We start from the raw sequence: 25,940 nt of genomic DNA on the forward strand, positions 1-25,940 counted from the left end.
GTCTTAGAGGAATAGTACACCAGCGTGGCCGACCGGACCGATCCCCCCTCCCCATCTCCGCGACCCGACCCGTTCGACACGGGCCGCGTCCGCTACAACCACGCGCCCGCCGACGGGCGCACGCCGCTCCCCGCGTTCGACGACTGGCATGATAGCGGCACAGGGGGCAGCACGCCGCCCCCGATCGCGCCCGATCGCCCCCGCCGCCCGCGCAACATCGGCCGCTGGATCGTGCGCGGTGCAGGGGCGGGCATCGTCCTGCTCGTCCTCGCGATCATATGGCTTGCGATCACCGCGCCGCTGTCGCAGTCGCTCAAGCCGCCCACCCCGCCCTCGATCACGCTGACCGCGGCGGACGGCACCCCGATCGCGCGGCGCGGTGCGATCATCGGCGCGCCCGTCGACGCGGCCACGCTGCCCCCGCACGTCACCCAGGCGTTCCTCGCGATCGAGGACCGCCGCTTCCGCTCGCACTGGGGCGTCGATCCGCGCGGGATCGCGCGCGCGGCGTGGGCGAATGTCGGCTCGGGCGGCGTCCGCCAGGGCGGCAGCACGATCACGCAGCAGCTCGCCAAGAACGCCTTCCTCGATTCGGACCGGACCGCGGCGCGCAAGATCCGCGAAGTCATGATCGCCTTCTGGCTCGAGGCCTGGCTGACGAAGGACGAGATCCTCTCGCGCTATCTCTCCAACGTCTATTTCGGCGACAACGTGTACGGCCTGCGCGCCGCCGCGAAGCATTATTTCGGGCGCACGCCCGAGCGGCTGAACGTCGGCCAGGCGGCGATGCTCGCGGGGCTCGTCAAGGCGCCCTCGCGGCTCGCCCCCACCGGCAACCTCAAGGGCGCGCGCGCACGGCAGGCGGTCGTCGTCGGCGCGATGGTCGACGCGGGCTTCCTGACGAAGGCGCAAGGCGACGACGTCCAGCCGCAGCGTGTCCTCGCCAGCAACCCGCAGGCGCTGCCCAGCGGCACCTATTTCGCCGACTGGGTCCTCCCCGCCGCGCGCGACCGCGCGGGCGAGATCAAGACCGAGGAGACGGTCACCACCACGCTCGATCCCGGGCTGCAGAAGACCGCGGAGCGCGTGATCCGGCAAGCGGGCCTGCGTCAGGCGCAGGCCGCGATGGTCGCGATGACGCGCGACGGCAAGGTCGTCGCGATGGTCGGCGGGCGCGACTATGCGAAGAGCCCGTTCAACCGCGCGACGCAGGCGCGCCGCCAGCCCGGCTCCACCTTCAAGCTCTTCGTCTACCTCGCCGCGATGCGTGCCGGGATGACCCCCGACACCATCGTCGACGATTCGCCCGTCGAGATCGCAGGGTGGAAGCCGAAGAACGACGACGGCCGCTATCTGGGGCAGATCCCGTTGCGCCGCGCGTTCCAGCGGTCGTCCAACGTCGTCGCCGCGCGGCTGACGCAGGAGGTCGGCGTGCGCAACGTCATCAAGGCCGCGCGCGACCTCGGCATCTCCACCCCGATCGCGAACGAGGCGACGATCGGGCTCGGCACGTCGGAAGTGTCGCTGCTCGAGCTCACCGCCGCGTTCGCCGCGGTGTCGGCGGGGAAATACCCGGTCCAGCCGCACGGGCTGGAGGCGGGCGAGCAGAAGACGTCATGGTATGAATCGCTTACCGGCGGGCAGAAGACGATGGCGCCCGCGCTGCGCGACCAGATGCTCGATCTGCTGGCCGCCTCGATCCGCGGCACCGGCCGCGCCGCCGCGCTGTCGGTCGACGCGTTCGGCAAGACGGGGACGTCGCAAAGCGGACGCGACGCGTGGTTCATCGGCTTCGCGGGCGATCTCGTCGTCGGCGTGTGGGTCGGCAACGACGACAACACGCCGAACCCGGGGCTCCACGGCGGCGGCATCCCCGCGCAGATCTGGCGCAACTTCATGGTCAGCGCGCTCGATCTCGCCCCCGTCGTCAAGCCCGCACCGGTTGAGGAGGCGGACCCCGAGATCCTCGACCCCGACGGCATCGTCGACAACGCCGTCGCCCCCGTCGCGGACCAGCTGCGCGACCTGGGGCTCGACCTGCGCCGCGAGGTCGACGGCTCGATCTCGCTCGGCCCGCCCCGCGACGATCGCGCGCCGGCGGAGGATCGCAGGCGGCGCGAGGAGCCGCCGCCGGAGGATCCCGAGCGGTTCTGACGCACGGCTCATCCTGTCACGCCCCCGCTCATCCTGAGGAGGGACTGAGCTTGTCGAAGGCCCGTCTCGAAGGACGCAACGGGCCGGTCCTTCGAGACGAGGCTTCGACTTCGCTCAGCCTCTCCTCAGGATGAGCGGGCCGGAGTCGGAAGGCTCCACACACAAAGGTTGACGCACCGTCCCTGCGAAACCAGACCCGCCGCCATGCGCTTCTTCTCCGACAACGCCGCCCCGGTGCACCCGAAGGTCCTCGACGCGATCGTCGCCGCGAACACGCTCGACACCGCCTATGACGGCGACGCCTGGTCGAAGCAGCTCGACGCGCGGCTCTCCGAGACGTTCGAGACCGACGTGCGCGCCTTCTGGGTGCCCAGCGGGACCGCCGCCAACTGCCTCGCGCTCGCCGCGATGTGCCCGCCGCACGGCAGCGTCGTCTGCCACCGCGACGCGCACATCCAGAACGACGAATGCGGCGCGCCCGAATTCTACACCCACGGCGCCAAGCTTCTCCTGGCAGACGGCGACGGCGCGAAGCTGACGCCCGACACGATCGCCGCGGTCCTGTCGCTCCAGCGCTACGACGTCCACCAGCAGCGCCCGCACGCGATCTCGATCACCAACGCGACCGAATACGGCCTCGTCTATTCTCCGCACGAGGTCGCTGCGATCGGCGCGCTGGCGAAGGACAGGGGCCTCGCGCTCCACATGGACGGCGCGCGCTTCGCCAACGCGGTCGCCAGCGCGGGCTGCGCGCCCGCCGACGTCACGTGGCGCGCGGGCGTCGCCGCGCTCAGCATGGGGTTCGTCAAGACTGGCGGCATGAACGCGGAAGCGCTGGTGTTCTTCGACCCCGCGCTGGCCGAGGCGACCAGCTATCGCCGCAAGCGCGCCGGGCTGCTGCTGTCGAAGGGCCGCTTCCTCGCCGCGCAGATCCTCGCGATGCTCGACGACGATCTCTGGCTCGACTGCGGACGCAGCGCCAACGCCGGTGCCGCGCTCCTCGCCGCTGCGGCGGGGGACCGGCTGATCCACCCCGTCCAGGCGAACGAGATGTTCCTGCGCGTCACCCCGGACGAGGCCGCGTCGCTGCGCGCACAGGGCTTCGACTTCTACGACTGGGGGCCCGGCGAGGCGCGTCTCGTCATCTCGTGGGACCAGCGCGAGGATACGATCCGCCCCCTCGCCACCGCGATCGCGGCGCTGTGAGCGCGACACCGTCACCCCGGCGAAGGCTGGGGTCGCTTCGTGATGGAGAAGTGACGGAGGCATGACCGACGCCCCCCAGTCCACCCGCGCCTCGGTCCTGATCCCGTTCGCGATCGTCACGCTCATCTGGGGCTCGACCTGGCTCGTCATCCGCGACCAGCTCGGAATCGTCCCGCCCTCCTGGTCGGTCACGTACCGCTTCCTCGTCGCCGGGATCGTCCTCGCCGTCCTCGCGGTCGCGCGGGGCGAGCGGTTCGCGTTCGATACGCGCGGGTGGCGGTTCGTCGCGCTGCTCGGGCTCAGCCAGTTCGTGCTGAACTTCAACTTCGTCTACCGCGCGGAACAGTTCATCACCTCCGGGCTCGTCGCGATCGTCTTCGCGCTGCTGCTCGTCCCCAACGCGCTGTTCGGCCGCATCTTTCTAGGCCAGCAGCTCGGGCGGCAGCTTCTCGCGGGCTCCGCGGTCGCGATGGCGGGGGTGGCGTTGCTGTTCGTCCACGAGGTGCGCGCGGATCCCGCCGGCCCCGCCAACGCGCTGACGGGCATCGCCTTCACGCTCTGCGCGATCCTGTCCGCTTCCAGCGCCAACGTGATGCAGGCGACGCAGACCGCGAAGCGCTACCCCCTCATCGCCGCGACCGCCGCGGCGATGCTGCTCGGCGCGCTGGCGGACGGGGCGTGGGCGTGGGCGACGTCCGGGCCGCCCGTGTTCGAATGGCGCTGGGGCTATGCCGCCGGGATCGCGTATCTCGGCATCGCGGCGTCCGCGCTCGCCTTCCCGCTCTATTTCACCGTGCTCCGCCGGATCGGCCCGGCCAAGGCGGCCTATTCCAGCGTCATCGTCCCCGTCATCGCGATGACGCTTTCGACGCTGTTCGAGGGCTATCGCTGGACGACGCTCGCCGCCGCGGGCTCCGCGCTCGCGGGCGTCGGGCTCGTCATCGCCCTCACCGCGCGCAGGCCGACGCGGTAGTCGGGGTAGCGGGGCGCCCAGCCCAGCACGCGCTTCGCCTTCCCATTCGCGACCCGCCGGTTCTCGCCGTAGAACGCGCGCGCCATCGGCGACAGCGTCTCCACCGCGACGAACGGCGGCGCGGGCAGCCCCAGCAATTCGGCCGCGTATGCGGCCACCGCATTCTGGTCGCACGGCGCATCGTCCGCAAGGTTGTACGCCCCCGCCGGCGCGTCGAACCCCGCGATCACCCCGCTGGCGATGTCATCGACATGCACCCGGCTGAACACCTGTCCGGGCAGGTCGACGCGGTGCGCCTTGCCTTCCGCCACCCGCTCCAGCGCGGAGCGACCCGCGCCATAGATCCCCGGCAACCGGAACACCCGCGCGCCCAGCGCCAGCCACGCCAGGTCAGCGGCATTGCGCCCCGCGCGACGCCCCGTCACCGCCGCGCTCTCGTCGACCCACCCGCCCGCGGCATCGCCATAGACGCCGGTCGATGACAGATACCCCAGCCACTTGCCCGCCAGCGCATCGCCATACGCATCGAGCACCGCATCGCGCCCGTCCTCCGGCGGCACCGACGACAACACATGCGTCGCCAGCGCCAGCTCGCGCCGCACGAGCGCCGTATCGCCGAACCGAAGCGTCCCGCCGCGCCCGTCGCGCGTCGTCCCGGCGGCATGCCAGTCGCCAAGCCGCGCCGCGACCGCGCTGGCGGCATACCCCATCCCGAACACCAGAAGTCGCGCCACGCTACTTTCCCCCCAGCCGGGACTACACCCGATCCGCCCGCTCGTTTCGAGCGAAGTCCAGAAACGTACGGGCACAGAACAGTCTCTCGGCCCTGCAGTTACTTCGCCATCGGCCCACCGAACACCGTCCCGAAATAATCCCCCCGGTTCCATACCGGCCGCGTCGCGCCGTCCGCGATCGCGCGCACGATGCGCGTGTTCGCCTCGACGAAGCGCACCCCCTGGTCCCACAGGATCGGCTGCGACAGGTCGTCGCACGGCCGGTGATAGCAGTTCGCCATGAACGCCGCGGTCGCCGCCCTGCCCGCGCCCTTCGGCCCCGGCCACAGGAACACCGACGGAATCCCCTTCTGGACGAAGCGGAAATGGTCGGAGCGCACGAAGATCTCCTGCTCGGGGTTCGGATCGGGCGACAGCGTCACCCCGATCCCGCCCAGCACGGTGCGCAGGATCGGCCCCAGCGAGGAGCGGTCGCCGCCATAGGCCACCATGTCCTCGAACCGATAGGTCAGGATCGGCATGTCGAGGTTCACGTCGGCGACGATGCTCCCGATCGGCAGCGTCGGATGGTTCGCGAAATACTCGCTGCCGACCAGCCCCTTCTCCTCCGCGGTCACCGCGAGGAACAGGATGCTGCGCTTCGGCTTCGGCCCCCGCTCGAACCGCCGCGCCGCCTCGATCAGGCTGGCGATGCCGATCGCATCGTCGAGCGCGCCGTTGTTGATCCGGTCGCCGCCCTCCGGATCTTTGGCCCCGCCCGCGCGCACCCCGATATGATCGAGATGCGCCGACATCACGACGACCTCTTGCCCAAGCGCGGGATCGCTGCCGGGCAGAATGCCAACGACGTTCGACGACGTACCCGCCGTGAACGTCGTCCCGCTCTCGACGCCCAGCCTCGCGGGCAGCGCCTGCGAGACGAACGCGGGCGCATCCTTCGCCGCCTCCTTCGCGATCGGCCCCCACGCCGCCCCGAACAGCGCCGCCGCCCCGGTCGCGCCCAGCGTACCGAGCGTCGGCGTACCCGGCGCATCGCCATGCCCCGTGCCGTCGGGGTTCGCCCAGGTCGTCCGCGCGCCCGCGGCGCGCCCGCGCGGCAGCGTCGCCGCGGTCGAGAGCACGATCGCCCCCACCGCGCCGTGCTCCGCCGCGATCCGCGCCTTGGTCGCTCCCTGCCCGAAATAGGCGCGCTCCTCGGGCGTCATCGCCCCGGGGCTGCCCGCGACGAACGCGACGATCTTTCCGCGCACGTCGACGCCGCGATAGTCGTCGCGACCATAGGCCGGCGCGACCACGCCGTACCCGACGAACACCACCGGCGCGGACACCCGGGTCGATGCCGCCGCGGGGTTTGCCGCCAGCACATAATCCTTGCCCGCCTCCAGCGGCACCGGCTTGCCCGCCGCCGCCCCGGTCATCCGTCCGCCCTCCGCCAGCCGGTACGTCACCAGCGGCACGCGCTGGAGATACCCGCCCGCATCGCCCTTCGGCCGCAGCCCGGCGGCATAGAATTGCGCCGCGACATACGCCGCCGCGATGTCGTACTCCGCGCTCCCCGCCTCGCGCCCCTTGAGCGCGTCGGAGGCGAGGAACATCACATGCGCCTTCATCGCCGCCTGGTCCGCGGGCAGCGGCGCGGTGACGCGCGCGTTGATCGTGGCCTGATCGACCGGGACGGACGGTGGCGGCGCAGCCTGTTGCGCCGTGGCCAGCGTGGACGACGCGAGCAGCAGCAGGGAAGCGGTACGAACGATCATTCTGAAATCCCGTTGGAGCCCGGCCACGGCAAGTGGCGAACCTTGGCAACCGACGTCGCCTTGTACCCTCGCGAAGGCGGGGGTCCAGTCTGGGTTCCCGCGGTCGCGGTCGCACGGGAGGCCATCGCCTCGAACGAGGCCCTTCCCCCAGCAACCGCGCGGCGGCACGGTTTCGAGTGGCACCCCTGCCCCATGCGCCTATATCGGACGCATGCTCGATACCCTCACCGCGATCGCCACGCCCCACGTCACCCGCCGCGAGGACTATGCCCCGCCCGCATGGCTCGTGCCTGACGTCGCGCTCGATTTCGACCTGTCCGCCGCCGCGACCCGCGTCACCGCCACGCTCGACGTCCGCCGCAACGGCACGACGCGCGATCTCCGCCTCGACGGCGCGGGGCAGACGCTGATCTCGGTCGCGGTCGACGGCGTCGCGGTCGACGACTGGCGCATCGAGGGCGACCAGCTCGTCGTCCCGCTCGCAGGCGATGCGCACCGGGTCGAGACGGTCGTGGAGATCGCGCCCGATCGCAACACCCAGCTGATGGGGCTCTACGCCTCGGGCGGGAACCTGTGCACGCAGTGCGAGGCGGAAGGCTTCCGCCGCATCACATTCTTCCCCGATCGCCCCGACGTCCTCTCGACCTACACCGTCCGCATGACCGCGGACGCCGCACGCTACCCCGTCCTGCTCGCCAACGGCGATCCGGTCGCACAAGGCGAAGCGGGGGACGGCCGCCACTGGGCCGAGTGGCACGATCCCTTCCCCAAGCCGTGTTACCTCTTCGCGCTGGTCGCGGGCGATCTCGCGGTGAACCGCGGCACGTTCGTCACCCGCTCGGGGCGCGAGGTCGCGCTCGGCATCTGGGTCCGCGCGCAGGACCTGCCGCGCACCGCGCACGCGCTCGACGCGCTGAAGCTCGCGATGGCGTGGGACGAGCGCGTCTATGGCCGCGAATATGATCTCGACGTGTTCAACATCGTCGCGATCGACGACTTCAACTTCGGCGCGATGGAGAACAAGGGGCTGAATATCTTCAACAGCCGCTACATCCTCGCCGACCCCGATACCGCGACCGACTACGACTATGACGCGATCGCCGCCGTCGTCGCGCACGAATATTTTCACAACTGGTCGGGTAACCGCGTCACCTGCCGCGACTGGTTCCAGCTGAGCCTCAAGGAAGGCTTCACCGTCTACCGCGACCAGTCCTTCTCCGCGGATCACGGCAGCGCCGCGGTGAAGCGGATCGAGGATGTCCGCGGGCTCCGAGCCTCGCAATTCCCCGAGGATTCGGGGCCGCTCGCGCACCCCGTCCGGCCCGAGGCCTATATCGAGATCAGCAACTTCTACACCGCCACCATCTACAACAAGGGCGCGGAGCTGATCCGCATGATGGCCGAGATCGTCGGCCCCGCCCGCTTCCGCGCCGCGACCGACCTGTATTTCGACCGGTTCGACGGCACCGCCGCCACCTGCGAGGATTTCGTCCAGTGCATGGAGGAGGCGGGCGGCGTCGACCTGTCGCAGTTCCGCCTGTGGTACGCCCAGGCGGGCACCCCGCGCGTTTCCGCCAGCCTGGAACACAATGCGGGCGACGGCCGCGCCACGCTCCGCCTCGCACAGAGCGTCCCCGCGACCCCGGGCCAGCCGTCCAAGGCGGCGATGCTCCTCCCGCTCAAGCTGCGCCTGTTCGGTTCGGAGACCGGCCGTCCGCTGACCGACGAACAGCTCGTCACGCTCGATTCCCCCGCCGAGACGATCGTGTTCGAGACGATCGCCGAGCGCCCGATCCTGTCGATCAACCGCGGTTTCTCCGCCCCCGTCGTCGTCGAGAGCGACCGCAGCCCCGCCGACCTCGCCTTCCTCAGCGCGCATGACGACGATCCCTTCGCGCGCTACGAGGCGATGCAGCAGCTGATGCTCGACACGCTCGTCGCCGCGACGATCGAGGGGCGCGGCGATCATGACGGCGTCGTCGCCGCGGTCGCCGGGACGCTCGACGACCCCGATCTCGACCGCGCGTTCGTCGCGGAGGCGGTGCTGCTGCCGTCCGAGGCGTTCATCGGCGACCAGCTCGCCACCGTCGATCCGGACGCGATCTTCCACGCGCGCGAGGCACTGCGCCGCGATCTCGGCCGTGCGCTCGAGACGCGCTGGCGCGCCGCCTACGATCTCGCCGGCGACGCGCGCTATGCCTACACGCCCGAGGCCAAGGGCCTGCGCCGCCTGCGCAACGTCGCGCTCGGCTACATCGCCGCTGGCGGCGCGGACGATGCGGGCCGCCTCGCCTTTGCGCAGTTCGACCGCGCGGACAACATGACTGACCGGCAGGGCGCGCTCACCACGCTCGCCAGCGGCGCGTGGGACGAGCGCGAGGCCGCGCTCGACATCTTCTACAATCGCTATGCCGACAATGCGCTGGTGCTCGACAAATGGTTCCAGACTCAGGCGCTGGCCTCGCGCGACGACACCCCGCAAGCGGTCGCGGCGCTCGCCCGGCATCCCGACTTCACGCTCGCCAACCCCAACCGCGCACGCGCGCTGATCGGGGCGTTCGGGGTCAACCAGCGCGCGTTCCATGCCGCGGGGGGCGCGGGTTACCGCTTCCTCGCCGACCAACTCATCGCGCTCGACCGCCTCAACCCGCAGACCGCCGCCAAGCTCCTGCCCCCGCTCGGCCGCTGGAAGCGCTTCGATGCCCAGCGCAGCCGCCTGATGCGCGCCGAACTCGAACGCATCGTGGGTACGCCGGGCCTGTCGAAGGACCTGTTCGAACAGGCCTCGAAGAGCCTGGAGGGGTGACCCACCCGTCCTCACACCACCACCCGCTCATGCTGAGGAGCGGCTGAGCGAAGTCGAAGACGCGTCTCGAAGCACCGGTCCTTCGAGACGGGCCTTGGAAAAGCTCAGTCCCTCCTCACGATGAGCGGACGGGAGGTCAGAACTTCGGCCCGGACACCGCGCGCTTGGCCTTCTTCGGCGTCTCATCGAACAGCTTCTGGATCGCCACCGATCGCCCGTCGGTCTTCGCGTAATCGCGTGCGGACATGCCCGCCTGGACGTCGGTCTGGTCGGGATCCGCGCCCGCCTTCACCAGCGCGCTGACCAGCGCCAGGTCGCGCTTCTGCGTCGCCAGGATCAGCGGCGTCACCCCCGCGCCGTTCGCCTGGTTGACGTTGGCCTTCGCCAGGATCAGCAGGTCGACCAGCCCGTTCTGCCCGAACTGCACCGCCAGCAGCATCGGCGTGTTGCCCTTGCCGTCGCGCAGGTTCGGGTCGGCGCCCTTCTGGAGAAGGTAGCGCGTATACGTCGCATCGCCGCGCTTCACGGTGATGTGCAGCGCGCCCTCGCCGGTCGACCGGTCCTTGGCGTTGACGATCGTCTGCCCCGGCTGGTCGAGGGCCGCGATCACCTCGTCGTTCTTCGAATTGCGCACCGCCTCGAGGAACTTGTAGCTCGCCGACTGGAACTGCGCGACCACGGGCGCGGCGAGGAGGAGAAGCGGCGCGAGGAAGAGGCGAAAGCGCATGGGGGGCGTGGGTCCGTCGATTGCGGGTTGGGCTATGGCTTGCGGGGCACTATCTAACAGATCATGGCTGGCCGCACCATGAATACGCGCATCCTCGCTCTTCTCGCGGCCGTTCTGGTCGCCGCCTGTTCGCCCGCCGCGGACACGCCTGCCGAGCCCCCGCTCGCCGGCGCCCGGATCGGCGCGCCCTTCGCGCTCGTCGATCAGGACGGCCGGGCGCGCACCGATCGCGACTTCGCCGGCACATGGCGCATCATGTATTTCGGCTACACCTTCTGCCCCGATGTCTGCCCCGTCGACATGCAGACGATCGGGCAGGCGATGCGCCTCCTCGAAAAGTCCGATCCCGCGCTCGCGGCGAAGGTCGTCCCCATCTTCGTCACCGTCGATCCCGCGCGCGACACGCCAAAGGTGCTCAAGGCGTTCGTCACCGCCTTCCACCCCCGCGCGGTCGGGCTGACGGGCACGCAGCCGCAGATCGACGCGCTCGCCAGAGCGTACGGCGTCTATCATGCGATCGGCGAGCGCAGCGCGGGCGGCTACATGGTCGATCACACCCGCCAGGCCTATCTGATGGGGCCGCAGGGCCAGCCGATCGCGCTCCTGCCGCAGGACGGCCCCCCGCAGGCGCTGGCGGACGAGATCGCGAAGTGGGTCAAATGAGCGCGCGCTTCTGGGAGGACACCCCGCTCGACAAGCTCGATCGCGCGCAGTGGGAATCGCTGTGCGACGGCTGCGGCAAATGCTGCATCCACAAGCTGGAGGACGAGGAGACCGGCGAGCTGGTCGCCACCAACGTCGCGTGCCGCCTGCTCGATCGCCGCAGCGGGCAATGCTCCAACTATCGCAACCGCCGCGCCTATGTCTCCGAATGCGTCCGCCTCACGATGCGCAACGTCCACACGATCGACTGGCTGCCGCAGACCTGCGCCTATCGCCTGCGCGCCGCGGGCGAGGCGCTGCCCGACTGGCACTATCTCGTCTGCGGCGATCGCGAGGCGGTCCACCGCGCCGGCCAGTCGGTCCGCGGCTGGACGATCAGCGAGGACGATGCGGGCGATTTCGAGAACCATGTCGTCGACCGCGAGCTGTAGCCGCTTCACCGTGGAGAGGCTCGCGTCCCCCCTTCCCCGTCATCCCGGCGAAGGCCGGGATCCACCGCGCCGCGGGCGCTGGCGGCGACGTGGATCCCGGCCTTCGCCGGAATGACCGCCTCTCCCCCGCCCCTCGAGATCGTCCGCCACCCCCGCGCCCGCCGCGCGAAGCTCTCGGTCGATCCCGCCAGCGGGCGCACCCGCCTCGTCGTCCCGCCGCGCATGGCGCTCAAGGCCGCGCTCGCCTGGGCTGACCAGCATCGCGACTGGATCGCGCGCCAGCACGACGCGCTTCCCGAGGCGCGCCCCTTCACCGACAGCGCGCAGGTCCCGCTCGGCGACGACATGCTAACGATCCGCTGGCACGAGGGCGCCCCCCGCCGCGTCGAGCGCATCGGCGACACGCTCGTCACCGGCGGCCCGATCGAGACGCTGCCCCGTCGCATCGAAACGTGGCTCCGGCGCACCGCGCTCGCCACCCTCACCGAGGAAACCGCGCAGTATGCCGCGAAGGCCGGCGTCACCGTCGCACAGGTCGCGATCGGCGACGCGCGCGGGCGCTGGGGCAGCTGCGCGTCGTCCGGCGCGATCCGCTACAGCTGGCGGCTGATCCTCGCGCCCGCAGAGGTCCGCCGCGCCACCGTCGCGCACGAAGTCGCGCACCGCGTCCACATGAACCACGGCCCCGCCTTCCACGCGCTCGTCGCCCACCTCTACGGCGCGGACCCCAGCCCTCACCGACGCTGGCTAAAGGCCAACGGCGCGACGCTCCACTGGTACGGACGGGCGTAGCGCCGGAGGTGCCGTGGCCGCGCGCCATCGCCTCGCGTCGTCGCGAAGGCCGGACCGGTCTTCCATGCGCAAAGCCACGATCGCCACGACGATACCATCACCCCGGACTTGATCCGGGGTCCCGCTTCTCCTTCTCGATCGACGGTCAGAAGCGGGGCACCGGCTCAAGGCCGGCGTGACGAAGATGAAGGTTCGGCTTCGTCGCCAACGCCCCCGTTTAGAACTCCTGCCGGGGCTCCACCGGCACCGTCCGCGGCGCGGGTCGGGGCACCGGCGGGGGCGCATCGCGCCGCGGGTCGCGTCCGGTCACGCGGTCGATCCAGTCCTGGTTCATCTGCTGCGGCGCGCCCTCGGGCCGGTCGTCCGCGCTGCCGGGCCTCTCCGCATCCGCCGACGGACGCTCGACGCCGACGCCCGGCTGCTCCTGCGGCGCCGGCGCCGCCTCGCCGCCACCCGCCGGCCCACCCACCGGATTGCCGTTCTCGTCGACGAACACGCCATTGTCGGGCTGCCCGAAATAGCTCTCCTCGTCGGGCTCCAGCTGCCATTCGGGCAGCGTCACCTGCGTGTCGAACTGTTCGATCGGGCGCTTCGCGGTCGCTGCCTTCATGTACTGCGCGAACGCCCGCGCCGGCGCGGTGCCGCCATGAAGCCCCGCGATCGGCTTCGCATCGTCGCGCCCCATCCACACGCCCGTCGTCAACCCGCTCGAAAAGCCCATGAACCAGCCGTCCTTCGACGCGCTGGTCGTCCCCGTCTTTCCCGCGACCGGGCGTCCGATCTGCGCGGCGCGCCCGGTGCCGGTGTTCACCGCCGTCTGCAACAGGTCGGTCATCTCGGCCGCCACATAGGGCGCCACCAGCACCTGGCTGCGATCGACCTCATGCTCGTAGATCACGACGTTGTTCGCGGTGACGCGCGTGATCCCGTACGGCACCACCGCCACGCCCTTGTTCGCCACGCTGGCGAACGCGCGCGTCATGTCGATCAGCCGCACCTCGCTGGTGCCCAGCACCATCGACGGATGCGTGTTGACGGGCGTCGTGATCCCGAACCGCCGCGCCATGTCCGCGACGGTCTGGAACCCCACCTGCTGCCCCAGCTTCGCCGCGACGGTGTTGAGCGAATAGGCGAACGCGGTGCGCAGCGTCACCGACCCGGAATTGCGCCGCGAATCGTTGCGCGGGCTCCATCCGTCGATCGTCACGGGCTCGTCCACCTCGGTATCGTCGGGCTTCTTCCCCGCCTCCAGCGCCGCGAGGTAGACGAACAGCTTGAACGCCGATCCCGGCTGGCGCACCGCCTGCGTCGCGCGGTTGTAGATCGATGCGACATAATCCTTGCCGCCCACCATCGCGCGGACCGCGCCGTCGCGGTCGAGGCTGACGAGCGCGCCCTGCGCGCCGTTCGGCGCATTCGCGCGCACCGCCGCGTCCGCCGCGCGCTGCATCCCCAGATCCAGCGTCGTCCAAACGTCGAGCGGCTTCTCCGTCTCGTCGATCAGCGTATCGAGCTGCGGCAGCGCCCAGTCGGTGAAGTAGCGCACGCTGTTCTGCTTGGGCTCGGGCGCCAGCGGCACCGCCTTCGGGTCCGCCGCTGCCGCCTCGCCCGCGGTGATGACGCCGGTCTCCTCCATAGTCTGGAGCACCACCCCCGCGCGGCCCACCGCCGCGTCCGCATCCGCAGTCGGCGAATAGTTGGACGGTGCCTTCACCAGCCCCGCGACGATCGCCGCCTCCGCCAGCGTCAGCCGGTCCGCGCCATGCCCGAAGAACTTGCGCGCGGCCGCGTCGATCCCGTACGCGCCGCCGCCATAATAGACCTTGTTGAGGTACAGCTCGAGGATCTGGTCCTTGGTGAACTTGCGCTCCAGCGCGAGGCTCAGGATCCATTCGCGGAACTTGCGCCCGAACTTCTTCTGGTTGTTCAGGAACACGTTGCGCGCTAGCTGCTGGGTGATCGTCGACCCGCCCTGCGTCCACCGCCCGCGTTCGTACCGGACCTTCACCGATCGCGCGACGCCGATCGGATCGACGCCCAGGTGCGAATAGAAACGCCGGTCCTCGACCGCGACGGTCGCCTCGCGCATCACCTTGGGGATCCGGTCATAGTCGAGCCATTCGCCATAGCTCGGCCCGAGCGAGACGAGCACCGTCCCGTCCGCGGCGTGCACCCGGATCATCTGCCCGTTGGGCGACGACTTCAACTGGTCGAAGCTCGGCAGCTGCGACCGCGCGACATACACCGCGGTCACCAGCGCGCCGACGCCGAGGATGCCGAGCACGATCGCGATCTTCACCGCCAGCCAGAATCGGCGGCGCCAGGGCGATCGGGGGGCGGAGGATTTGGAAGGGGCGCGGGCCATGTCGTGCCCGTTGGCGGATACGCGCTTGCGGCGGGCTTAACAAGGTGGCGTCATCAGGGGATTATTCTGGAGACGACCCACCTTCGCCATTGACCAGACACTTGGCCTGGGTCCGTCACCCCGGACGTGGTCCGGGGTGACGGCGCCGATCGCGATCGCAGATCGCGACCACCGCTCAATCCCGTGCGCGAAACTCCAGGCACACCGAATTCATGCAATAGCGCAGCCCCGTCGGCGGCGGCCCGTCGGGGAACACATGCCCCAGATGGCTGTCGCAGCGCGCGCACTTCGTCTCGGTCCGCACCATCCCGTGGCTGCGATCGACCTCGTCGCGCACCACCTCGGGCGAAACCGGCTGGGTGAAGCTCGGCCAGCCCGATCCCGAATCATATTTGTCCGCCGAATCGAACAGCGCCTGCCCGCACGCCGCGCAGTCGTAGACGCCGTCCGCCTTGTTGCGATCATATTTGCCCGCGAACGCGCGCTCGGTGCCGCCCTCGCGCAGCACATGATATTGCTCGGGGGTCAGGCGGTCGCGCCATTCGGCGTCGGTCAGGGTCAGATGGTCCATGCGGTGTGATTTGGGGACGCCGCGCCCCGCTTCAACCCGCCACCCGCGTCAGTCGCGCGACCAGCCCGGTCAGCCCCGGCGCCAGCCGCGCGATCCCGACGAGCAGCCCGCCATGCGCCTCCGCCGCCCCGCGCACCGCATCCGCCACCGCGACCGGCCGCTGCGTCACCCCCGCAAAGTCGCGCTGCCACGCCGCACCACCCTGTCCCGCCAGATACGCGCGCGCCGCCGATGCGCCGCTCGCCAGCGCGATCCCCATCCCCTCGCCCGCCAACGACGGGATCACCGCCGCCTGGTCCCCCAGCCGATAGCGGCCGTCGACCCCATCGGTCGCGCGCCACCCGTAGGGCACGTTCGCGACCGCATCGATCGCGCCACCATCACGATACGCCAGCCGCTCGCCCAGCGCCGGGGACTCGTCCCCCAGCGCCGCCAGCAGCGCCTCGGGCGACCCCGCCTCCGCCAGCCGCGAGCGATGCACCGCCATGCAGATGTTCGCCGACCCGTCCTCTTGCACCGCCACCCCCACATAGCCGCGATCGAACAGATGGAGCTCGATCGCATCCCCCACCAGTCGCTCGACCGTCGCGCCGGTCGCGCGCACCCGCACGCCCAGCGTCGGATCGCGCCCTCGCGCCGCTGCCGGCCGCGCGACCCCGCGCACGTCATGCTTACCGCTCGCGAGGAACAGCGCGTCCGCCTCGATCGCGTCGCTCTCGACCGTCACCGACGCGCCCGCGATCGACCGCACCGCCACCCCGCGCTCGACGCACGCTCCCGCCGCGATCGCCCGCGCCATCATAACCGTATCGAGCCGCAGCCGCGACACCGTCCGCGCCGGCGCTGGCAGCATCGTCTCGACCACGCGTCCACCCGCATACAGCCGCACCCGCCGCGTCTCGCGCGCCGTCAGCGCATCCGCTGCCACTCCCAGCCGCGCCAGCGTCTCCAGCGTCCGCCAGCTCAGGAATCCGCCGCACAGCGCATCACCCGTCTCGCGCGTCCGCTCGATCAGCAGATGCGGCGCGCCGCCACGCGCCAGCGCGATCGCCGCGGCGGTGCCGGCGGGGCCCCCGCCGACGATCAGCGCAGGCGTTCGACGCACAGCCGGAACGGGAATATGCGGCGCACCTCGGCATCGCGCACGCCCGCCTCGTCGAGGATCGCGGGCCACTCGCCCGGCCGGTAGGATCGCGCGATCGACAGCGTGCCGTCGTGCCGCACCATCGGATGCCACCCGAACAGCGTCGCCAGGATCGGGAACCCGCGATACGCGAACGCATGCCGGTGGAGGTCGTTGACCAGCCACCCCACCTTCGCCTCGCCCTCCATGAACCGCAGGAACGCGACCAGCTGCGCGGGCGTCATGTGATGCGCGACGAGGCTCGAGATCACGCAGTCCCACCCCGCGCCCGCCAGGTCGGCATAGTCGCCCGCGATCCACCGGATCGGCATCTCGGCCGGCGTATGCGCGCGCGCCGCCGCCTCGCTGCGCGGGTTGAGATCGACGCCGACCAGCTCGACCGCGACACCCCGTCCCGCCGCCCAGCGCGCCACCCGCCGCAGCATGTCGCCATCGCCGAACCCGACGTCGAGGATCTTCAGCCGCCCGCTGCGCTCCGCCGCGCGCGCCAGGAACGCCAGCGTCGGCCGCGCCGCCATCGTGACGACGTTCACCCGCGCCAGATCGCGCATCACCGCCTCGTACGTCGCCACCGGCACGTCGTCGGCGTCCATCCACTCCTCGGCGGTGCTGCGGACCGACAGCGTCATGCGTGCCGAAACCCGAAGCCTTCGGCCGCCAGCCCCGGCCCGAACGCCAGCGCCACGCCATGCGCCACCCGCGGCCCCGCCAGCACCCGCGCCAGCACGAACATCAGCGTCGCCGACGACATGTTGCCCACCTCGCGCAGCACAGCGCGCGACGCATCGAGCGCGTGGGCGTCGAGCGCCAGCGCCTGCTCGACCGCGTCGAGGATCGAGCGTCCGCCCGCATGCACCGCCCACCCGTCGATCCCGGTCGCGCTCCTGCCGCCCAGCGCCGCCGTCGCGAAATCCGCATCCGCCAGCCCGGCCGCGATCCGCGCCGGCACCTCTCCCGACAGGTGCATCGCGAACCCGGTATCGGTCACGTCCCACCGGATCAGGTCGTGCGAATCGGGCAGGGTCGTCGCGAACGGCTGCCCGATCTCGAGTCCGCCCGCCTCCGCCGTCACCAGCGCCGCCGCCGCGCCGTCGCCGAACTGGAGCATCGCGAGCAGCGGCTCCAGCGTCGTCGCCTGTTGCAGATGCAGCGTCGACAGCTCGACCGTCACTACCAGCACCCGCGCCGCCGGGTCGGACCGCACGATATGCCGCGCCGATCGCAGCGCGGCGACCGCGGCGTAGCACCCCATGAACCCGATCAGCAGCCGCTCGACCGACGCCGCCAGCCCCAGCCGCGCGGCCAGGATCTGGTCGACCCCCGGCGCGACGAACCCGGTACAGCTCGCCACCACCAGATGCGTGATTTCATCGGGCACGAACGCGTCGCCCAGCGCCGCGCCCAGATCCCTGATCGCCGCCATCGCCAGCGTGGGTGCGGCCCCGGCATAGAGTCGCATCCGCGCCGCCGTTCCCGGCATGCACTCGGCATAGAAGCCGCCCGCGTCGACCGGCGAGCCTTCCGCATCCCCGCGCGGCAGCACCGACCAGCGATGCGCGATCCCCGCGCGCGCCGCCATCCGGTCGAACACCCGCGCCTCGCGCTCGCCCAATTGCGCGCGCGCCCATCCCTCGAACGCGGCATGGATGTCGTGGTCGGGGGTCGCGGTGCCGATGGCAGTGATGAAGGCGGACAAGGACGACCCCGAAACGCGTCGGTCCGGATCGGAACGACAGCCGGCACCCAACGCGCCGGCTGTCGCTTATGCTCCACCATCGTCCCGCGCGCCATGCCCGGCGCGCGGGGCTTCCCGGCGCGACTCTCCAGACCCGTTCGTTTCGAGCGCAGTCGAGAAACGCTGCCCCACGCCCGCGCCTCAATCCCCGCTGACGTCGCCATCCTCGTCGACCGCTTTCGCCTTCACCCGGCGTCGACGCACGTCCTGGATCAGGTCCTCGATCTCGAACAGCAACGCCCGCCCCTCGTCGGTCTTTCCGTTGCTGTCGTCCTGATCGTCCGCGAATAGCGCCTTCGCCCGCCCCGCCAGATCGACCAGCGCCACATACCGCTCCTCGCCAAGCTTCTTGCGGACGAGGCCAAAGCCCTCCACCAGCACATGGAATTCGGTGTCGATAGTCTGATCGGGAAAGTCACCGAGTTTGTCGATGAAGGTTGGCGCTGACAGGATCATGGACCCTAGCTGGTCGTAGATCTCGCTCAACGACGCGGGAATATAGGGATCTGGATTATAATACGGATTACGCTCGCGCGTGGGTTTGCCTGGTTCTTTCATTTTTTCGTCTCCGGACGGGAAATGACATAGCTGCTATCTGCGCCAAGTTGGCGCGGACGAACAATGAGGACCCGCGCAGGCCGGAAGTCCGCATTAAAGAACCCTCTGATCTGAGGTGTGGACAGCGTCTTGCGTGTGAGCGTTACATCAAATGCTACGTCTGCAACCCGCGCGTCCGGGCGTCTATAGCTGATTTCGTTGACCGAGCTGTCATTCTCCCGCCGGTTTACGCGAACCGGCCCCTTCCCGGCCGCATCGATGCCAAGCATGCCGTAGCGCCGACGAAGGGCCCTGCGAACTTCCCTGTCGACATGGTTTCCAAGTGCTTCGGCTTCGGACAACCTGGGCGTGAGTTTGCCGGCTTGAAGCAAGACCAGCCCCTCGTCATACGCCTCGTCCGCACGCCGCTGAATGAACCGCGCCGTCTCGACCTGCAGCGGCCGCGCATCCCCCTTCACCCGCAGGACGACGGCCGCCCGCTGCCAGCGAAGCTCGTTGAGCCGGTTGACCCGGCCCGCGATCGACGTCGCCGGAGCCAGCTGCTCCTCGCGCCATGTCGGGTCGATCGCCTCGATCTGCGCCACCACCTCGCGCGACCAATTCTCCAGCAACTCCGCCTGCGCTTCGGTCGCGGGGCCGGTCAGGTCGAACACCCCGTCCGCCGCCGCGATGATCGCGCCGCCCGGCGCCCCCCGCAGCCCGGGGAACGCCTGTTCGAGCGTCATCGGATCCTCGAACGCGCGGCTGTTGCTTCCGCGACCGGGTGTCTGCGCGGGCCGCCCCGGCGGCCTCCCGCGCTGCGCGGCCGACGGCGCCGGCACGCTCCCCGAACGACCGCCGGATCGTCCCATATCGCCTGGCTCGCCGCCAGCATCCGAAGCCGGCGCGGTCCCCGCGGCACCACCCGGCCCGAAGGTGAACCGCCCGTTCCGCGGATCGTGATACGGATTGAACTTGAGCTCGACGCCATCCGCGCGCCGTGCGGTGGGCCAATGCCCCTTGCGCAACCACCACGCGAACGCCCGTCGCCTGTCTTCCGCCGATAGCTCCATCCCGCCGCTCCCCGTTGCGGTAGGAACATATCAGCAACATTTTCCAACTTCGCAAGCGGAAAGTCGCGCGGCGACACCGGCCCCGAAGGGCGGCTCACTCAAGCTGAAAAAAATTGGTGCGGTCGAGAAGACTCGAACTTCCACGGCCTTTCGGCCACAACGACCTCAACGTTGCGCGTCTACCAGTTCCGCCACGACCGCACTCGAACTCTTCGCCGGGAAGCCCCGGCGTCTGGTAGGACGGCGCCGTTAGCCCATGGTTCTCGTGCTGGCAATGGCTTTCGTCATCACTTCTCTCGCGCGCCCTCGCCCGCGAAGCTCAGCTCGAGCTGTTTCGAACTGGCGGGCACGTCGAGCGTCGCGGAGTTGAAGTCGATCGTGCCCTTGGGCCCGATCGTGCGCTGCTGCGGCGTGATCGTCCAGGTGAAGACGGTGCGCCCCTGCCCGTCGAGCAGGTCGGCACGGATATCGGGCACGCGCTGGCGGGTGCCTGCGGGGTTCACCACCTGCCCGCTGACCGCGAACAGCTGGCTGCCGTTCGCGAGCTCGCGCCGCTCGATCGGCTTGCTGACCAGCTGGAGCGGCGATTCGGCCGCGCCGAACGGCAGCCCAAGCTGCTGCGCCAGCCCCGGTGCGCCCAGCCACAGCAGCGCGCCGACGCCGACCAGCATCAGCACCCCGGCCGCGATCGCCGCGATCGTCCAGCGCTTCACCGGATTGCGCCGCGCGCGGAACGGCGGGCGATGCGCGAACGCGTCATAGCCGTCGCGCCGCGCCCCCGCGTCGATCGCCGCGGCGGGTGCGGCGACCGGGGGCAGCGCATCGCCCAGCGGCGGCGGGGCAGGCGCGACGGGAGCAGGCGCGACGGGAATAGGCGCGACCGGCACGGGCATCGACGGCGTCGCCATCCGCGGGGCAGCCTCCGGTCCAGCGGCCGGCGGCGCGATGTCGGTCACCCCGTCCTGATGCCAGCTGTGCCGGCAGTTGGCGCACCGCACCGTCCGCCCGGTCACGCCGATCGCGCTGTCGGGCACCAGATAGCGCGTGCGGCATTCGGGACATTCGAGGATCATGGAACCAGACGCCAACTTCGCCCGGTCACGGGCGCGAAAAAGGAACCGGACGCGGGAGCGGCGTGACGTCCGCTACCCCGCCTGCGGTCGAGCGGAAACTAAGCACGGCGAAAGCGGCGGTTGCAAGCCCGAAGCGGCTCCGCGACGGCATCGCCCGTCCCCCGCACGCCCGCCCGAGTCGCGCGAGCCTTGAAGGCGATCGCCCTCCCGTGCGATGGCGGCTCGCCCGAAGCGGGCAGGGATCCCTCTCGGACGGGCGAAAGGACAGGCGCGGCGCATGGCGAACATCGTCCAGTTCGAGAATGTGGGGCTGCGCTACGGCACCGGCGCGGAAACGCTCAGCGACCTCACCTTCACGCTTGGCAGCGGCGCCTTCTATTTTCTCACCGGCGCCAGCGGCGCGGGCAAGACCTCGCTGCTGAAGCTGCTCTACCTCGCGCAGCGCCCCAGCCGCGGGATCATCCGCCTGTTCGGCGAGGATGCCGTCATGATGCCGCGCGCGCGCCTGCCGGGGTTCCGCCGCCGGATCGGCGTCGTGTTCCAGGATTTCCGGCTCGTGCCGCATCTGTCGGTCGCGGACAATATCGCGCTTCCCTTGCGCGTCGCAGGCGTCACCGATGCCGACATCGAAGCGCCGGTGCGCGAGATGCTCGCCTGGGTCGGCCTCGCGGATCGCGCGCACGCCCGCCCCGCCACGCTGTCGGGCGGTGAGCAGCAGCGCGTCGCGATCGCGCGCGCGGTCATCGGCCGGCCCGAAATCCTCGTCGCGGACGAGCCCACCGGCAACGTCGATCCCGACATGGCGGACCGGCTGCTGAACCTGTTCGACAATCTCAACCGGCTCGGCACCACCGTCGTCGTCGCGACGCACGACCTCCATCTGCTCAGCCGCATCCCCTCCGCGCAGATGATGCGGCTCGACAAGGGCCGGCTGCTCGATCCCACCGGCAGCCTGCGCCACCCGCCGGGTCACGCCGCATGATCCGCCCGATTCTCCGCCGGAGCGGCCCCGCGCCCGCGCCCGCCGCCGCGCGCATCCTCGACGAGGCGCCCGGCGTCCGCGCGATGACGTGGGTGATGGCGATCATGCTGTTCCTCACGATCCTCGCCGCCGCGCTCGGCATCGGCACCCGGAACGGCACCGCCGCGCTCCAGCGCCAGCTCGCAGGCCGGCTCACCGTCCAGATCGTCGAGGGCGACGCGGGCAAGCGCGACGCACAGGCCGCGCGCGCGCTCGCGGTGTTGCGCGCCGATCCCGCGGTCCGCACCGCCACCCCGGTCGACCGCGCCGAACTCGCGCGGCTGCTCCGCCCCTGGCTCGGCAGCGACGGTGCCGATGCGGAGCTGCCGATGCCCGCGATGATCGACGTCGACCTGGCGGACGGCGACGTCGCCCGCGCCGCGGTCGCCGCCCGCGTGAAGCGCGCCGCCCCCGCCGCACGCGTCGACGCGCACGAGACATGGATGTCCCCGGTCGGCGCGCTGATGGCGACGCTCGCGTGGCTCGCCTTCGGGCTCGTCGCGCTGATGGCGGCGGCGACAGGGGCAGTCGTCGTCCTCGCCGCGCGCGCGGGGCTCGACGCGCATCGCCCGACGATCGAGGTGATGCACATGCTCGGCTCCACCGACGTCCAGGTCGCGCGTCTCTTCCAGCGCCGGATCGTCCGCGACGCATGGACCGGCGGCCTCGTCGGCGGCGTCGTGGCGGCGGGCGTCCTCGTCTTCGTCGGATCGCGCGTCTCCGCGCTCGGGTCGGATCTGCTCGGCGGGATGACGCTGGGCACCGGCGGCTGGATCGCGCTCGCGCTGCTGCCGCTGGCGTTCGTCGCGCTCGCCGCGGGCGCGGCGCGGCTCGCGGTGGTCGGCGCGCTGAGGCGGATCCTGTGATTGCGCGGATCGTCAGCGTCTTCGCGCTCGCCTGGGCGCTGGGTTTCGCGGTATTCATGCTGACGCTCGCGGATCCCGCGCCGCCTGCGCCGACCGACGCGATCGTCGTCCCCACCGGCGCGGCGGGGCGGATCGACCGCGGGCTGCTGCTGCTCGCCAACCACCGGGCGAAGCGGATGCTCGTCACCGGCGTCGCGCCCACCGTCGGCCCACGCGCGCTGGCGCACACCTACAAGGTCGCCCCCGCACTGTTCGACTGCTGCGTCGATCTCGGCCGCGAGGCGGTCGACACCCGCTCCAACGCGCAGGAGACCGCGGACTGGGTCCGCCGCCACGGTTATCGTTCGGTCCGCCTCGTCACCTCGGACTGGCACATGGCGCGCGCGCGGATGGAACTGGGCGTCGCGCTCGACGATAACGTCGCGATCGTGCGCGACGGGGTGAAGAGCGAGCCGCGGCTGGCGCTGCTCGTCAACGAGTACGACAAGCTGATCCTGCGCCGGCTCGCGCTGTGGCTGGGGATCGGGCGATGAGGACTGCGATGGCCTGGATCCGAACGATCGTCTTCCGCCTCGTCTTCTACGCGCTGTCGGTGCCGATCGTCTCGACAGTGCCGGTCAGCGCGCTGTTCGGGCGCGCGGCGGTGATCCGCCACGCCACCTTCTGGTCGCTGACGCATCGCTGGCTGGTCCGCTGGATCCTCGGCATCCGCATCCGCATCGAGGGCACGCGCCCGTCGGGCCCCGCGCTCTACGCGTCGAAGCACCAGGCGATGTTCGAGACACTCGATCTCGAGGTCCAACTCGACGGCCCCGCGATGGCGCTCAAGAAGGAACTCGCGCAGCTCCCCGTCTGGGGCTGGGCCGCGCGGCGCTACGGCGCGCTCGTCGTCGATCGCGAGGCCTCCGCCACCGCGCTGCGCACGATGATGCGCGAGGCCAAGATCGCGGTCGCGGAAGGGCGCTCGATCCTGATCTTCCCGGAAGGCACGCGCGTCCTCCCCGGCGAGCAGCCCCCGCTCAAGTCCGGCTTCGCGGGCCTCTACCGCATGCTCGCGCTCCCCGTCGTCCCCGTCGCGGTCGACAGCGCGCTGCTGATGCCCAAGACCGGCGCGAAACGACCCGGCACCATCACCTTCCGCTACGGCGCGGTCATCCCCCCCGGCCTCCCGCGCGACGAGATCGAGGCCCGCGTCCACGCGGCGATCAATGTGCTGGACGGACCTGCCTGATCCCTGCCGTACCCCGGGAGGCCGGGTACGGAACGACTACGAATGCTTCCGCCCGAAATCGGGCGCCGCATCGTCCTGTCCCTGCTCGACGATCCCGCGCCGGATCGCGCGCGTCTTGGCGAAATGGTCGAACAGCGCATCGCCATCCCCCCACCGGATCGCGCGCTGCAACTGGCTCAGATCCTCGCTGAACCGCTGGAGCATTTCCAGCACCGCCTCGCGATTGGTCAGGAACACGTCGCGCCACATCGTCGGGTCGGACGCCGCGATCCGCGTGAAGTCGCGGAACCCCCCGGCGGAGAACTTGATGACCTCGCTCTGCGTCACCGCCTCCAGGTCGCTCGCGGTGCCGACGATCGTGTACGCGATCAGGTGCGGCAGGTGGCTCGTCACCGCCAGCACCCGGTCGTGATGCTCCGCCGCCATCGTCTCGACGTCGCTGCCCAGCCGCCGCCAGAACGCCGCCACCCGCTCCACCGCCGCGGCGTCCGCGCCCTCGGGTGGCGTCACGATGCACCAGCGCTGGTGGAACAGCGTCGCGAACCCCGCCTCGGGGCCGCTCTGCTCGGTGCCCGCCACCGGATGCGCGGGGATCACCGTCGCGCCCGGCAGCGCCTCGGCGAGCGCGCGCGCGACCTCGGCCTTGCAGCTGCCGACATCGCTGACGATCGCGTCGGCGGGCAGGTCCGCGGCGATCTCCGCCCCCACCGCGCCCATCGCGCCGACCGGCACGCACAGGATCACCAAATCCGCATCGGTCACCGCCGCGCCCGCCGTATCGGCGACGTCGTCGCACAGCTCGATCCGCACTGCGGTCGCGCGCACCTCCGGGTCGGCGTCATACCCGGTCAATCGCACCGTCGGCATCGCCGCGCGCACGCCGCGCAGGATCGACGATCCGATCAGCCCCAGCCCGATGACGGTCACCCTCGCGAACGGCAGCATCACCCGGCCTTCTGCGCTTCGGTGCGCAGCACGTCCGCCACCGCGCGCATGTCGTCCGCGCCGCCGATCGTGATGCGCAGCCCGTTCGCGAGCCCCTGCCCCGGCAACCACCGCGTCGCATAGCCCGCCGCCATCAGCGCGTGATACGCGGTCTCTGCACTCAGCACCCCCTCGAACAGTACCAGCACGAAGTTCGCCTTGCTCGGCACCGCGCGCAAGCCGGCATTGCCCAGCGCCTCGATCTCGCGAACGAACTCCGCGCGCTGCGCCGCATTCTCGCGCCGGCTGTGCTCGACGAAGTCCGCCGCGCCCAGCGCCGCGATCGCCGCGCGCTGCGCGCCGATCCCGAAGGCGAACGGCGCGCGGATCCGGTGCATCGCGTCGATCACGTCCTGCGACGCATAGCCCCAGCCCACCCGCGCCGCCGCCAGCCCGAAGATCTTGGAGAAGGTCCGCGTCACCAGCACGTTGGGCTGCGTCCGCGCCAGGTCCAGCGCGCCGTCGTCGTCCGCGGCATCCAGATATTCGGTATAGGCCTGGTCGATCACCAGCAGCACGCTCTTCGGCAGCGCGGCATGCAGCCGCGCGATCTCCTCGCGCGCGGTATACGTCCCGGTCGGGTTGTTGGGATTGGCGACGAACACCACCCGCGTCCTGTCGGTCACCGCCGCCAGGATCGCGTCGACATCAGTCGCATAGTCGCGATCGGGCGCGATCACCGGCACCGCGCCCACCCGCCGCGTCGCGATCTCGTAGACCGCGAAGCCATAGCGGACATGGATGATCTCGTCCCCCGGCCCCGCGAACGTTCCCGCCGCCAGATGCAGCACCTCGTCGGAGCCCGTGCCATAGACGATCCGCTCCGCCGCGACGCCGTAATGCGCCGCCAACGCCGCGCGCAGGTCGACCGCGGCGGCGTCGGGATAGCGTTCCAGTTCATCCGCCGCGTCGCGATACGCCGCGCGCGCCACCTCGGGCGTGCCGAACGGATTCTCGTTCGACGACAGCTTGATAACGCTGCGGCCGTCCTCGCTCGTCGCGCGGCCGGGCACATAGGGGGCGATCCCGAGGATCCACGGCTTGGGTACAGGTGCGTCGGTCATGGCCGCGGCATAGCGGGGTCCGCATCCCCCAGG

At 70.9% G+C, this 25,940-nt stretch carries 24 protein-coding genes and 1 tRNA gene; 11 read left to right on the forward strand and 14 right to left on the reverse strand.

Translation table 11 applies throughout. From position 1 onward, the window contains the following. The first annotated feature begins 24 nt into the window (after positions 1-24). From ACV7NO_RS01995 to ACV7NO_RS02005, 3 genes are all read left to right on the forward strand, one after another. Positions 25-2,154, forward strand: a complete 2,130-nt coding sequence (locus tag ACV7NO_RS01995; protein WP_463404360.1) for a transglycosylase domain-containing protein — start codon at positions 25-27, stop codon at positions 2,152-2,154. Between the two features lie 204 nt (positions 2,155-2,358). Beyond that, positions 2,359-3,360: a threonine aldolase family protein gene (locus tag ACV7NO_RS02000; protein ID WP_463404361.1), complete on the forward strand. Its 1,002-nt coding sequence runs from the start codon at positions 2,359-2,361 to the stop codon at positions 3,358-3,360. Between the two features lie 61 nt (positions 3,361-3,421). Beyond that, positions 3,422-4,333, forward strand: a complete 912-nt coding sequence (locus ACV7NO_RS02005; RefSeq protein ID WP_463404362.1) for a DMT family transporter — start codon at positions 3,422-3,424, stop codon at positions 4,331-4,333. Here ACV7NO_RS02005 and ACV7NO_RS02010 read toward each other — a convergent pair. Further along, entirely contained in the window at positions 4,243-5,067 is an 825-nt protein-coding gene (locus ACV7NO_RS02010) for a Rossmann-fold NAD(P)-binding domain-containing protein (RefSeq protein WP_463404363.1), read from the reverse strand. The two genes, ACV7NO_RS02005 and ACV7NO_RS02010, sit on opposite strands and share 91 nt — an antisense overlap. Positions 5,068-5,165: 98 nt before the next feature. Further along, on the reverse strand, positions 5,166-6,824 hold the full coding sequence (locus tag ACV7NO_RS02015) for a M28 family metallopeptidase (RefSeq protein ID WP_463404364.1): 1,659 nt from the start codon (positions 6,822-6,824) through the stop codon (positions 5,166-5,168). Positions 6,825-7,035: 211 nt separating this feature from the next. On the opposite strand from ACV7NO_RS02015, the gene pepN reads away from it, so the two are divergent. Next, complete coding sequence (pepN, locus tag ACV7NO_RS02020) at positions 7,036-9,630, forward strand: aminopeptidase N (RefSeq protein ID WP_463404365.1); 2,595 nt, start codon at positions 7,036-7,038, stop codon at positions 9,628-9,630. Between the two features lie 136 nt (positions 9,631-9,766). On the opposite strand, the gene ACV7NO_RS02025 is transcribed toward pepN, so the two are convergent. Then, a complete protein-coding gene (locus tag ACV7NO_RS02025) occupies positions 9,767-10,357 on the reverse strand; it encodes an ankyrin repeat domain-containing protein (protein WP_463404366.1) in 591 nt (196 codons plus the stop codon). Positions 10,358-10,420: 63 nt separating this feature from the next. Between ACV7NO_RS02025 and ACV7NO_RS02030 the strand changes: the two genes are divergently transcribed. The 3 genes from ACV7NO_RS02030 to ACV7NO_RS02040 all read left to right on the forward strand — a co-directional run bounded on the left by ACV7NO_RS02030 (position 10,421) and on the right by ACV7NO_RS02040 (position 12,243). Then, a complete protein-coding gene (locus ACV7NO_RS02030) occupies positions 10,421-11,020 on the forward strand; it encodes an SCO family protein (protein WP_463404367.1) in 600 nt (199 codons plus the stop codon). Further along, a complete protein-coding gene (locus ACV7NO_RS02035) occupies positions 11,017-11,451 on the forward strand; it encodes a YcgN family cysteine cluster protein (protein WP_463404368.1) in 435 nt (144 codons plus the stop codon). Before ACV7NO_RS02030 ends, ACV7NO_RS02035 begins: the two co-directional genes overlap by 4 nt. A 111-nt stretch (positions 11,452-11,562) precedes the next feature. Beyond that, positions 11,563-12,243 carry a M48 family metallopeptidase gene (locus tag ACV7NO_RS02040; protein WP_463404369.1) on the forward strand — a complete coding sequence of 227 codons (681 nt, stop codon included), beginning with the start codon at positions 11,563-11,565 and terminating at the stop codon, positions 12,241-12,243. Positions 12,244-12,460: 217 nt separating this feature from the next. On the opposite strand, the gene ACV7NO_RS02045 is transcribed toward ACV7NO_RS02040, so the two are convergent. From ACV7NO_RS02045 to ACV7NO_RS02085, 9 genes are all read right to left on the reverse strand, one after another. Then, positions 12,461-14,608, reverse strand: a complete 2,148-nt coding sequence (locus ACV7NO_RS02045; RefSeq protein WP_463404370.1) for a transglycosylase domain-containing protein — start codon at positions 14,606-14,608, stop codon at positions 12,461-12,463. A gap of 175 nt (positions 14,609-14,783) precedes the next feature. Beyond that, the gene (msrB, locus tag ACV7NO_RS02050) at positions 14,784-15,179 is read right to left on the reverse strand and encodes a peptide-methionine (R)-S-oxide reductase MsrB (RefSeq protein ID WP_463404371.1); all 396 of its coding nucleotides are present in this window, start codon (positions 15,177-15,179) and stop codon (positions 14,784-14,786) included. A gap of 31 nt (positions 15,180-15,210) precedes the next feature. After that, positions 15,211-16,284, reverse strand: a complete 1,074-nt coding sequence (locus tag ACV7NO_RS02055; RefSeq protein ID WP_463404372.1) for an NAD(P)/FAD-dependent oxidoreductase — start codon at positions 16,282-16,284, stop codon at positions 15,211-15,213. Beyond that, positions 16,263-16,952, reverse strand: a complete 690-nt coding sequence (locus ACV7NO_RS02060; RefSeq protein WP_463404373.1) for a methyltransferase domain-containing protein — start codon at positions 16,950-16,952, stop codon at positions 16,263-16,265. Before ACV7NO_RS02060 ends, ACV7NO_RS02055 begins: the two co-directional genes overlap by 22 nt. Next, on the reverse strand, positions 16,949-18,019 hold the full coding sequence (locus ACV7NO_RS02065; protein WP_463404374.1) for a type III polyketide synthase: 1,071 nt from the start codon (positions 18,017-18,019) through the stop codon (positions 16,949-16,951). Before ACV7NO_RS02065 ends, ACV7NO_RS02060 begins: the two co-directional genes overlap by 4 nt. Before the next feature lie 180 nt (positions 18,020-18,199). After that, positions 18,200-18,616 carry a hypothetical protein gene (locus ACV7NO_RS02070; RefSeq protein ID WP_463404375.1) on the reverse strand — a complete coding sequence of 139 codons (417 nt, stop codon included), beginning with the start codon at positions 18,614-18,616 and terminating at the stop codon, positions 18,200-18,202. Continuing rightward, positions 18,613-19,668, reverse strand: coding sequence for a hypothetical protein (locus ACV7NO_RS02075; RefSeq protein WP_463404376.1), 1,056 nt, complete (start codon positions 19,666-19,668; stop codon positions 18,613-18,615). Before ACV7NO_RS02075 ends, ACV7NO_RS02070 begins: the two co-directional genes overlap by 4 nt. A 114-nt stretch (positions 19,669-19,782) precedes the next feature. Further along, positions 19,783-19,869 (reverse strand) — tRNA-Leu (locus tag ACV7NO_RS02080). An 86-nt stretch (positions 19,870-19,955) separates the two neighbouring features. Further along, positions 19,956-20,741, reverse strand: coding sequence for an MJ0042-type zinc finger domain-containing protein (locus ACV7NO_RS02085; protein ID WP_463404377.1), 786 nt, complete (start codon positions 20,739-20,741; stop codon positions 19,956-19,958). Between the two features lie 277 nt (positions 20,742-21,018). Here ACV7NO_RS02085 and ftsE point away from each other — a divergent pair, with 277 nt between their 5' ends. The 4 genes from ftsE to ACV7NO_RS02105 are packed head-to-tail and all read left to right on the forward strand — an operon-like array spanning position 21,019 to position 23,859. Next, positions 21,019-21,723, forward strand: a complete 705-nt coding sequence (gene ftsE / locus ACV7NO_RS02090; RefSeq protein ID WP_463404378.1) for a cell division ATP-binding protein FtsE — start codon at positions 21,019-21,021, stop codon at positions 21,721-21,723. Continuing rightward, positions 21,720-22,628: a cell division protein FtsX gene (locus ACV7NO_RS02095; protein ID WP_463404379.1), complete on the forward strand. Its 909-nt coding sequence runs from the start codon at positions 21,720-21,722 to the stop codon at positions 22,626-22,628. The genes ftsE and ACV7NO_RS02095 overlap by 4 nt, the downstream gene beginning before the upstream one ends. After that, complete coding sequence (locus ACV7NO_RS02100; protein ID WP_463404380.1) at positions 22,625-23,161, forward strand: YdcF family protein; 537 nt, start codon at positions 22,625-22,627, stop codon at positions 23,159-23,161. The genes ACV7NO_RS02095 and ACV7NO_RS02100 overlap by 4 nt, the downstream gene beginning before the upstream one ends. Before the next feature lie 8 nt (positions 23,162-23,169). Next, positions 23,170-23,859 (forward strand): lysophospholipid acyltransferase family protein, encoded by a 690-nt coding sequence (locus ACV7NO_RS02105; protein ID WP_463404381.1) that lies wholly within the window; start codon positions 23,170-23,172, stop codon positions 23,857-23,859. A gap of 36 nt (positions 23,860-23,895) precedes the next feature. Here ACV7NO_RS02105 and ACV7NO_RS02110 read toward each other — a convergent pair whose 3' ends face one another. Next, the gene (locus tag ACV7NO_RS02110) at positions 23,896-24,804 is read right to left on the reverse strand and encodes a prephenate/arogenate dehydrogenase family protein (protein ID WP_463404382.1); all 909 of its coding nucleotides are present in this window, start codon (positions 24,802-24,804) and stop codon (positions 23,896-23,898) included. Continuing rightward, positions 24,804-25,907 carry a histidinol-phosphate transaminase gene (hisC, locus tag ACV7NO_RS02115; RefSeq protein ID WP_463404383.1) on the reverse strand — a complete coding sequence of 368 codons (1,104 nt, stop codon included), beginning with the start codon at positions 25,905-25,907 and terminating at the stop codon, positions 24,804-24,806. The genes ACV7NO_RS02110 and hisC overlap by 1 nt, the downstream gene beginning before the upstream one ends. Positions 25,908-25,940 lie beyond the last annotated feature (33 nt).

This window comes from Sphingomonas sp. Ell38C01 (genome assembly GCF_055231975.1).